This window comes from Actinomycetota bacterium, from assembly GCA_030682655.1.
GTDB lineage: Bacteria > Actinomycetota > Coriobacteriia > Anaerosomatales > JAUXNU01 > JAUXNU01.
Genome location: JAUXNU010000032.1, coordinates 39,958 through 46,588 on the forward strand (window position 1 = coordinate 39,958; position 6,631 = coordinate 46,588).

Genomic DNA, 6,631 nt, shown 5'->3' on the forward strand with positions numbered 1-6,631 from the left:
GTCCGCGCTACCCGAAGTACTTCCGCGGATCGGTGATCTTGCCCTCGATCACGGACGCGGCCACAGTGGCCGGGCTGCCGAGGAAGATGAATGCGTTGCTGTTGCCCATGCGGCCCTTGAAGTTGCGATTGGCCGTCGAGATGACGTTCTCACCGTCCGACGGCACACCGTTGTGGGTACCGACGCACGGCCCGCAGCCGGGCGTCACGAGCGCGGCACCGGCCGCCACGAGCGTCTGGATGTAGCCGGCCTCGATCGCGTCCAGCAGTATCTGGCGCGAGGCGGGTGCCACGATGAAGCGCACGTCAGGATGGACGCGACGACCCTCCAGGATGCGCGCCGCGATTGCGAAATCCTCGAGACGCCCGTTCGTGCACGTGCCAAGGACACCCTCGGCGATCGGCGTGCCCTCGACCTCCTCGATCGGACAGACGTTGTCGACCGCGTGCGGCTTGGCGATCTGTGGACCGATCGCGGAGGCGTCGAGGGTCAGCTCGCGCAGGTACGTGGCATCCGCGTCGGGGTCAACCGGTGCCGGTCGCTTGTCTCCTCGGCCAGCGAACCAGGCGAGCGTCTTGGCGTCGGCCTTCATGAGCCCGGCCTTGGCGCCGACCTCGATGGCCATGTTGGAGATCGTCATGCGCGCCTCGACCGAGAGTTCGTCGATCACGGGACCGTGGAACTCGATCACCTCGTAGGTGGCGCCGTCTACGCCGATCTCGCCGGCGAGGTAGAGGATGAGGTCCTTGGAGAACACGCCGGGCGCGAGCTTGCCGGTGTAGATGACCTTCATGGTGTCGGGCACCTTGAACCACAGCTTGCCCGACGCCATCGCTGCCGCGCCGTCGGTGGAGCCGACGCCGGTGGAGAACACGTTGAGTGCGCCGTAGGTGCAGGTGTGCGAGTCGCAACCGACCATGAGGTCGCCGGGAACGACGTGACCCTTCTCGGGGATGAGCTGGTGGCACACGCCCTCGCCCACGTCGTAGACGGTCGCGCCGGTCTTGGCGCCGAACTCGCGCATCATGGTGTGAAGCGCGGAGACGCCCTCGATCGGGCTCGGCGAGCTGTGGTCCATGACGAGAGCGACCTTCGCGGGGTCGAACACCTCGTCGACACCCATGTTCTCGAGTGCGCGGATGGCGAGCGGCGACGTGCCGTCCTGTCCCATCACGAAGTCGACATCGGCGACGACGATGTCGCCCGCATGCGCTTCGGTGCCGGAATGGGCCGAGAAGATCTTCTCGGCGATCGTCTGTCCGGAAATGGTGGATCACCCTCTCATACAGCGTCGTGCTTGGCCTTGTTCGCTAGGTAGTCGTTGTAGATGTAGAGCAGCTCCTTGTCGAAGAGGCTGCGCTTGAGCTCGATGGCCATCGAGCGCACCAGCGGAAGCATCTCAGAAGCCTGCTCCCGCGGAAGCTCGATCCCGTATTCGGCAAACTTCATCTCGATCGATTTGGAGCCCGAGTGCTTGCCGATGACGATCTGGCGCTCCAGCCCGACCTCGGCCGGCGAGAAGACCTCGTAGGTCTTGGGGTTCTTGATCACACCGTCGGCGTGGATGCCGCTCTCGTGCGCGAACATGTTCGATCCGATGACCGACTTCCAGATCGGGATCTTGCGGCCGGCCGCCTTCATGACGTATTCCGCTATCTCACGGAAGCGGCTCGTGTCCATCTCGACCTCGAGCTCTTCGACGTACTTGAGCGCCATGACGACCTCTTCGAGCGCCGCGTTGCCCGCCCGCTCGCCGAGACCGGCGACTGTGACGTTGACCCAGTTGGCGCCGCCGCGGATGCCGGCGATGGCGTTGGCGACCGCCATGCCGAAGTCGTTGTGGGTGTGCATCTCGATGTCGATGTCGACGTTCTCTTTCAGCGTCCGGATCGCCGTGAACGTGCGAAACGGCTCCATGATGCCGATCGTGTCGCAGAAGCGGATGCGGTCGGCGCCCTCGGCCCTGGCAGCCTCGGCATACTCGATCAGGAACGCCATCTCGGTGCGTGACGCGTCCTCGGCATTGACGGACACGTAGACGCCGTGGCTCTTGGCGAACGCAACGGCCTCCTGCATCGACTTGATGACCCAGGCGCGGTCCTTCATGAGCTTGGTCTCGATGTGGATGTCCGAAGTCGCGAGCGAGATCGCGACCGCGTCGACTCCGCAGTCGATCGAGGTCTTGATGTCGTCGATGTTCGCCCTGTTCCAGCCAAGGACGGACGCCTTCAGTCCAAGGTGCGCGATTTCCTCGATCGTGTCGCGCTCATCGCCACCCATCGCCGGGATGCCGGCTTCGATCTGGTGCACGCCGATCTCGTCGAGGAGCTTGGCGATGCGGATCTTCTCCTGGTTCGCGAAGACGACACCCGCTGTCTGCTCGCCGTCACGCAGCGTCGTATCGTCGAGCTTGACCTCTGTGGTGCCCAGCAGGCTCTCGAAGGGCATCTGGTATGCCTTGATGTTATCCAAAGCTTCCTCCCGTAGCGTGCAAAGACCCCTTCTCGGGTCTGGTACGAACTCGGATCGGACCGGCCGGGAATTCGGGTGCGCCGCGGTGCCGGCCGTGACGTAGAGCCGTATTGTACGACAGGCCCCGCGCGGGTACCAAGCCTGGCGTGGCTGGCGCGTGGTTGACGCACTCCACGCTTGCGAACGAAGGCGCGCGCCGCTGCTGCCCCGAATCACCCGCCGGCTAGCGAGCCTCGGAGAAGCCGTCAGTCTCTGCGTCCGGTCTGACGATCAGCTCGCGCATCAGGTGCAGAGCCGGAGCCGCTCTTCGATGCGAGCAAGGACCTCTTCCCAAGGCACGCCCGCATCGGGATCACGGCCCATGTCAGCAAGCCGACGGTCAAGCTCCTCGATCTCGGCTGTCGTCAGCGGGATGTCAGCGCTGCTGATGGCGATGCTGTCCCACAGGTCTTCAACGAGCTGGATGCGCTCGGAGACCGAAAGCCTGTCGAAACTGTGGGCTGCATTGCTCATGGCTGGAGTGTGCCCGCTTCGGGACGGTTTCGCAACGATGACTGCAGTACTCGTCGGACCGCGACGTAGCTCGTCGGCGTGGCAGCTCATCCGCCCAGGGGTTAGGATAGGCGGTGGAGGTAGAGCATGGTTTCCATCGTTGAGGACAAGCGCGAATCTATCGCCAACGTGTGCCGCAAGTACGGGGTGAAGAGCCTCTACGTCTTCGGCTCGGCGTTGCGCGACGACTTCCGCCTGGGCGAGAGTGATGTCGACCTCCTCGTGGAATTCGGCCCCATGGACGGACACTCGAAAGCGCATGCGTACTTCGACATGCTCGACGAACTGCGAGAGTTGCTCGGCACAGAAGTCGATCTCGTCATGGCGGGAGCGGTGAAGAACCGCTACATTGCCCGCGACATCGAGCGTACGAAGCAGATGCTGTATGCCGCGTAGCGCTGCAGTCTACCTCTCAGACATCGTTGAGGCGTGCGAGGCGATTGACGACGTCTTGTCGGGGGTTGACCTTTCCGCATACCAGAACGCTCGCGCCATCCGCTCCGCTGTCGAACGCGAGTTCATCATCATCGGGGAGGCTGTGGGCGCCTTGGGCCGCCTGGCGCCTGCGATGTTCGCGGAGATATCGCATGCTCGCCTGATCATCGGCTTCCGCAACGTTCTCACACATGACTACGCGGCGGTTGACGATGAGACCGTCTTCGGACTGGCACGGTCGGACGTGCCCAATCTCAGGCAGGAATGCATGGAGTTGCTCGAGGGCCTGGGAGAAGTAGACTGACCCGGAGATCGAGCGGACTCGCTTCATTCGTCGTCTTGGTCGACCCCGGCCGCGCGACGACCTTACCCGCCAAGGACGCGAGAGCCGTACGGCGTCCGAGCGACGCTGGTCAGTCCGCAGCTCTCAGCTCGTTGACGAGTCCGCTGCACTCGCTCCGCAGAATGGGCGCGTCGTGATCCGCAATCGCCCAGAAGATGCGAGAAGGCCCCCCGGGCAGAGGGCCTTCGTTTCGCGCCAATGCAGCGGTCCGATCAGTCCCATTCGGGAAGCGTCTCGGACGCAATCCCAACAGACTCCTCAGCCATCTGCGAGTTGAGATCAGCAAGCTCGCGATAGCCTTCGGCCATCAGGGCTGCCGTCTCCTTCTCGCGCAAACACTCCAACGCTTCGACGACAACGTCGGTCTTCGTAGTGCCGGCCTGACGCGACTGCTCCTCAAGGAACGTGCGAGCCCAAGCCGGCAACCTGAACTGAACTGGTTTGGTTCCAACGGCGCCCATGGACATCCTGCCGCCTCCTTCTCAGGTCGCCTGTATGTGCAATATAACCGGTATTGGTCGACCGAAACAAGTATCGGCATACAAGGCACTGTGCAATAGTGAACAGCGAATAGCGCGCCAACAGTAGTGCAGTCCGTATACCGCCTTGACATGCATGGTGTAAGTACATACTATCTGTTGTGGTTCGCCAGAAGGAGTTATCCAACAGATTGTGCGTCGGACATCTCCTCGTGGGGGCTAGCGAGGCGAGGACGACTTGTTCGTCGCGCTCAAGGGCTGGCGTTTGGAGAGAGCATGGCTGCGAGAGGCGAGATCTACTGGGTCGACTGGAATCCATCCAGGGGCTCAGAGCAGAGCGGGAACCGTCCTGCGCTGGTAGTGCAGAACGACACCGGAAACGAGCTGTCGCCAACGACCATCGTCGTATCGCTCACGACCAGAGAGATGAGGAAGCGGTATCCGTTTCATGTGCCCGTACCCGAGGGCGTGTTGCCCAAGCATGGCACCATCATGTGCGAGCAAATCATGACCATTGACCAGTCACGGTTGATTGGAAGACGGATTGCATTGCTCGATGATTCCGTCATGCGAGAAGTCGACGAAGCCTTGAAGCGGTCGCTGGGTCTACGGTGAGCAAGAGCTGCGTCGGCGAGGTATGCGAGCAGGCAACGCGGTAGCTCGTCGAGGTGGTCCCGCTCGTCACGACGAGCTCCAGCGGCATCCCGCCCGGTCCGTAGACGTAGGGTGTAGACACGCCCGTCCGAGTCCTTCTCGCTCACAAGCTGGCTGCCGATCCAGAACGAGTCGGTCGTCTCTTGTCGACCCTGGCCGCGCGACGACCTTGCGCTACCATGTCGAGGAATCCGCTTTCTTGTCCCCAGTGCTCTCCTGCGTTTGCCTCCTTCTCATGACAACTGCAACGGAGGCTCCGGTCACTGGCGGCAGGCACACAGCAGCGGCAAGAGCAGCCAACCCGATTCTCGCGTCCTCCTCAAGGAGGAGTATCACGATCAGAAGCGTCGCTAGGCCCTCGGCTGTGAACAGTCCTAGCAGAGATGCCTCCAGCAGTGATCCGGGGCGCTCACGTCTCACACGCACCGCAACATAGACACCCAGCGCAAGACACGTTGCGGACAGGAACACCAGGTATATCTCAATCATCGGAACCGCTCCTTCGCTGCGTCCAGCCGGTTGGGCATGATCATCTCTGCCATCTTGTGTACGCTCCACAGGCAGGCAAAACTGCCAACGATGAAGACGCCCGCGAGAAGCACCGCACCCGATACCGAAATGGCACATGCACCAACGACGATCGACCCCACGAGATATCCGCTCGCGGTCAGCAGCGTCCCAGCTCCGCCGACTCCCGCAGCCATCACGATACCAACTCCGGCCTTGCCCTTCGAATCGAGGGAGTCCCACCTATCCGGGCCGGCAGACGCCGAGTTGCCGGCGATGGCATCAGGCGATCGGAAGCTGACGCGTGCAAGTCGCGCCTCGGCGGCCTGCCTCTCCCTCTGTCCGGAACTCGACGGCGCATGGCTGCTTCTCGTACCCGCGCTGCCCGTGCGCCCCGGGCTCGGTGCGAAGCCCTTCCCGCCGGGCGCCGCATCGTGCTGCACGATGTCCGGTTCGTACATGTCCTTGTCCCCCGGATAGTAGTTCCCGAGCAGGATGTCCCGCCCGTCGGGGTCGAGGAACATGATCGGGCTGTCTCCCGCGTAGACGTATGCGTTGAGCGAGACCGGGCTGCCGGCCTTCGGCGGTGCAGGATCCACCGAGATGAAGCGCGCCACGGCCGGGTCGTAGTATCGGGCGGGCAGGTAGTACATGCCGGTCTCGGAGTCGTGGTAGTAGCCCCGGTAGCGCAGCGGCTGGCGGGCGGCGAGGCCGCTGGAGTTCCAGTCCCCCTCCTCGACCACGCGCCCCCACGGGTCGTAGCGATAGGTCGCGACCCACCGCCCGGAAGCATCGGCGAGTCCGACGACCGATCCGAGGGCGTCGGTGACGTACGCGTAGCTCACAGACGTGGCCCCGCTCGTCACGACGAGCTCCAGCGGGGTGCCACCCGGCCCGTAGACGTAGGTGTAGACACGGCCGTCGGAGTCCTTTTCGGAGACGAGCTGCTCGCCGATCCAGAACGAGTCGGTCGTCTTGGTCGACCCCGGCCGCACGACGACCTTGCGCTCCCTCATGCCCGAAGCGCCGTAGGAATACGTCGCGGTCACTCCCGTGCTCCCGACGTTCGCGAGCTGCCCCAGCGCGTTCCAGTCGTACGTGGTGGTACCTGCCAAGGACGCTGCCGAGGTGCGACGTCCGAGCTCGTCGTTTGATGACACCGGACGGATCCGCACCCTCGGGCGGATTC

The 6,631-nt window shown here is 63.4% G+C and carries 9 protein-coding genes; 3 read left to right on the forward strand and 6 right to left on the reverse strand.

The genetic code is table 11. The features are described from left to right. Window positions 1-7: 7 nt before the first annotated feature. The 3 genes from Q8K99_01885 to Q8K99_01895 all read right to left on the reverse strand — a co-directional run bounded on the left by Q8K99_01885 (window position 8) and on the right by Q8K99_01895 (window position 2,985). On the reverse strand, window positions 8-1,267 hold the full coding sequence (locus tag Q8K99_01885; GenBank protein MDP2181306.1) for a 3-isopropylmalate dehydratase large subunit: 1,260 nt from the start codon (window positions 1,265-1,267) through the stop codon (window positions 8-10). Between the two features lie 14 nt (window positions 1,268-1,281). Then, window positions 1,282-2,448, reverse strand: coding sequence for a homocitrate synthase (nifV, locus tag Q8K99_01890; GenBank protein MDP2181307.1), 1,167 nt, complete (start codon window positions 2,446-2,448; stop codon window positions 1,282-1,284). A 306-nt stretch (window positions 2,449-2,754) separates the two neighbouring features. Next, on the reverse strand, window positions 2,755-2,985 hold the full coding sequence (locus Q8K99_01895) for an addiction module protein (GenBank protein ID MDP2181308.1): 231 nt from the start codon (window positions 2,983-2,985) through the stop codon (window positions 2,755-2,757). 126 nt (window positions 2,986-3,111) lie between these two features. On the opposite strand from Q8K99_01895, the gene Q8K99_01900 reads away from it, so the two are divergent. Continuing rightward, entirely contained in the window at window positions 3,112-3,420 is a 309-nt protein-coding gene (locus Q8K99_01900) for a nucleotidyltransferase domain-containing protein (protein MDP2181309.1), read from the forward strand. Further along, entirely contained in the window at window positions 3,410-3,763 is a 354-nt protein-coding gene (locus Q8K99_01905; protein ID MDP2181310.1) for a DUF86 domain-containing protein, read from the forward strand. Before Q8K99_01900 ends, Q8K99_01905 begins: the two co-directional genes overlap by 11 nt. Before the next feature lie 251 nt (window positions 3,764-4,014). Here Q8K99_01905 and Q8K99_01910 read toward each other — a convergent pair whose 3' ends face one another. Beyond that, a complete protein-coding gene (locus Q8K99_01910; GenBank protein MDP2181311.1) occupies window positions 4,015-4,269 on the reverse strand; it encodes a hypothetical protein in 255 nt (84 codons plus the stop codon). A gap of 288 nt (window positions 4,270-4,557) precedes the next feature. On the opposite strand from Q8K99_01910, the gene Q8K99_01915 reads away from it, so the two are divergent. Further along, complete coding sequence (locus Q8K99_01915) at window positions 4,558-4,896, forward strand: type II toxin-antitoxin system PemK/MazF family toxin (protein MDP2181312.1); 339 nt, start codon at window positions 4,558-4,560, stop codon at window positions 4,894-4,896. A gap of 213 nt (window positions 4,897-5,109) precedes the next feature. Here Q8K99_01915 and Q8K99_01920 read toward each other — a convergent pair whose 3' ends face one another. Both Q8K99_01920 and Q8K99_01925 read right to left on the reverse strand, forming a co-directional pair. After that, window positions 5,110-5,424, reverse strand: coding sequence for a hypothetical protein (locus Q8K99_01920; protein MDP2181313.1), 315 nt, complete (start codon window positions 5,422-5,424; stop codon window positions 5,110-5,112). Beyond that, a partial coding sequence (locus Q8K99_01925) for an RHS repeat-associated core domain-containing protein (protein ID MDP2181314.1) occupies window positions 5,421-6,631 on the reverse strand: 1,211 nt, incomplete at its 5' end. The genes Q8K99_01920 and Q8K99_01925, both read right to left, overlap by 4 nt.

Bases quoted from the DNA above. Each gene is read 5' to 3' on its own strand.
- nifV (MDP2181307.1), bottom strand. From the start codon at position 2,448: ATGCCCTTCGAGAGCCTGCTGGGCACCACAGAGGTCAAGCTCGACGAT.
- Q8K99_01895 (MDP2181308.1), bottom strand. From the start codon at position 2,985: ATGAGCAATGCAGCCCACAGTTTCGACAGGCTTTCGGTCTCCGAGCGC.
- Q8K99_01900 (MDP2181309.1), top strand. From the start codon at position 3,112: ATGGTTTCCATCGTTGAGGACAAGCGCGAATCTATCGCCAACGTGTGC.
- Q8K99_01905 (MDP2181310.1), top strand. From the start codon at position 3,410: ATGCCGCGTAGCGCTGCAGTCTACCTCTCAGACATCGTTGAGGCGTGC.
- Q8K99_01910 (MDP2181311.1), bottom strand. From the start codon at position 4,269: ATGTCCATGGGCGCCGTTGGAACCAAACCAGTTCAGTTCAGGTTGCCG.
- Q8K99_01915 (MDP2181312.1), top strand. From the start codon at position 4,558: ATGGCTGCGAGAGGCGAGATCTACTGGGTCGACTGGAATCCATCCAGG.
- Q8K99_01920 (MDP2181313.1), bottom strand. From the start codon at position 5,424: ATGATTGAGATATACCTGGTGTTCCTGTCCGCAACGTGTCTTGCGCTG.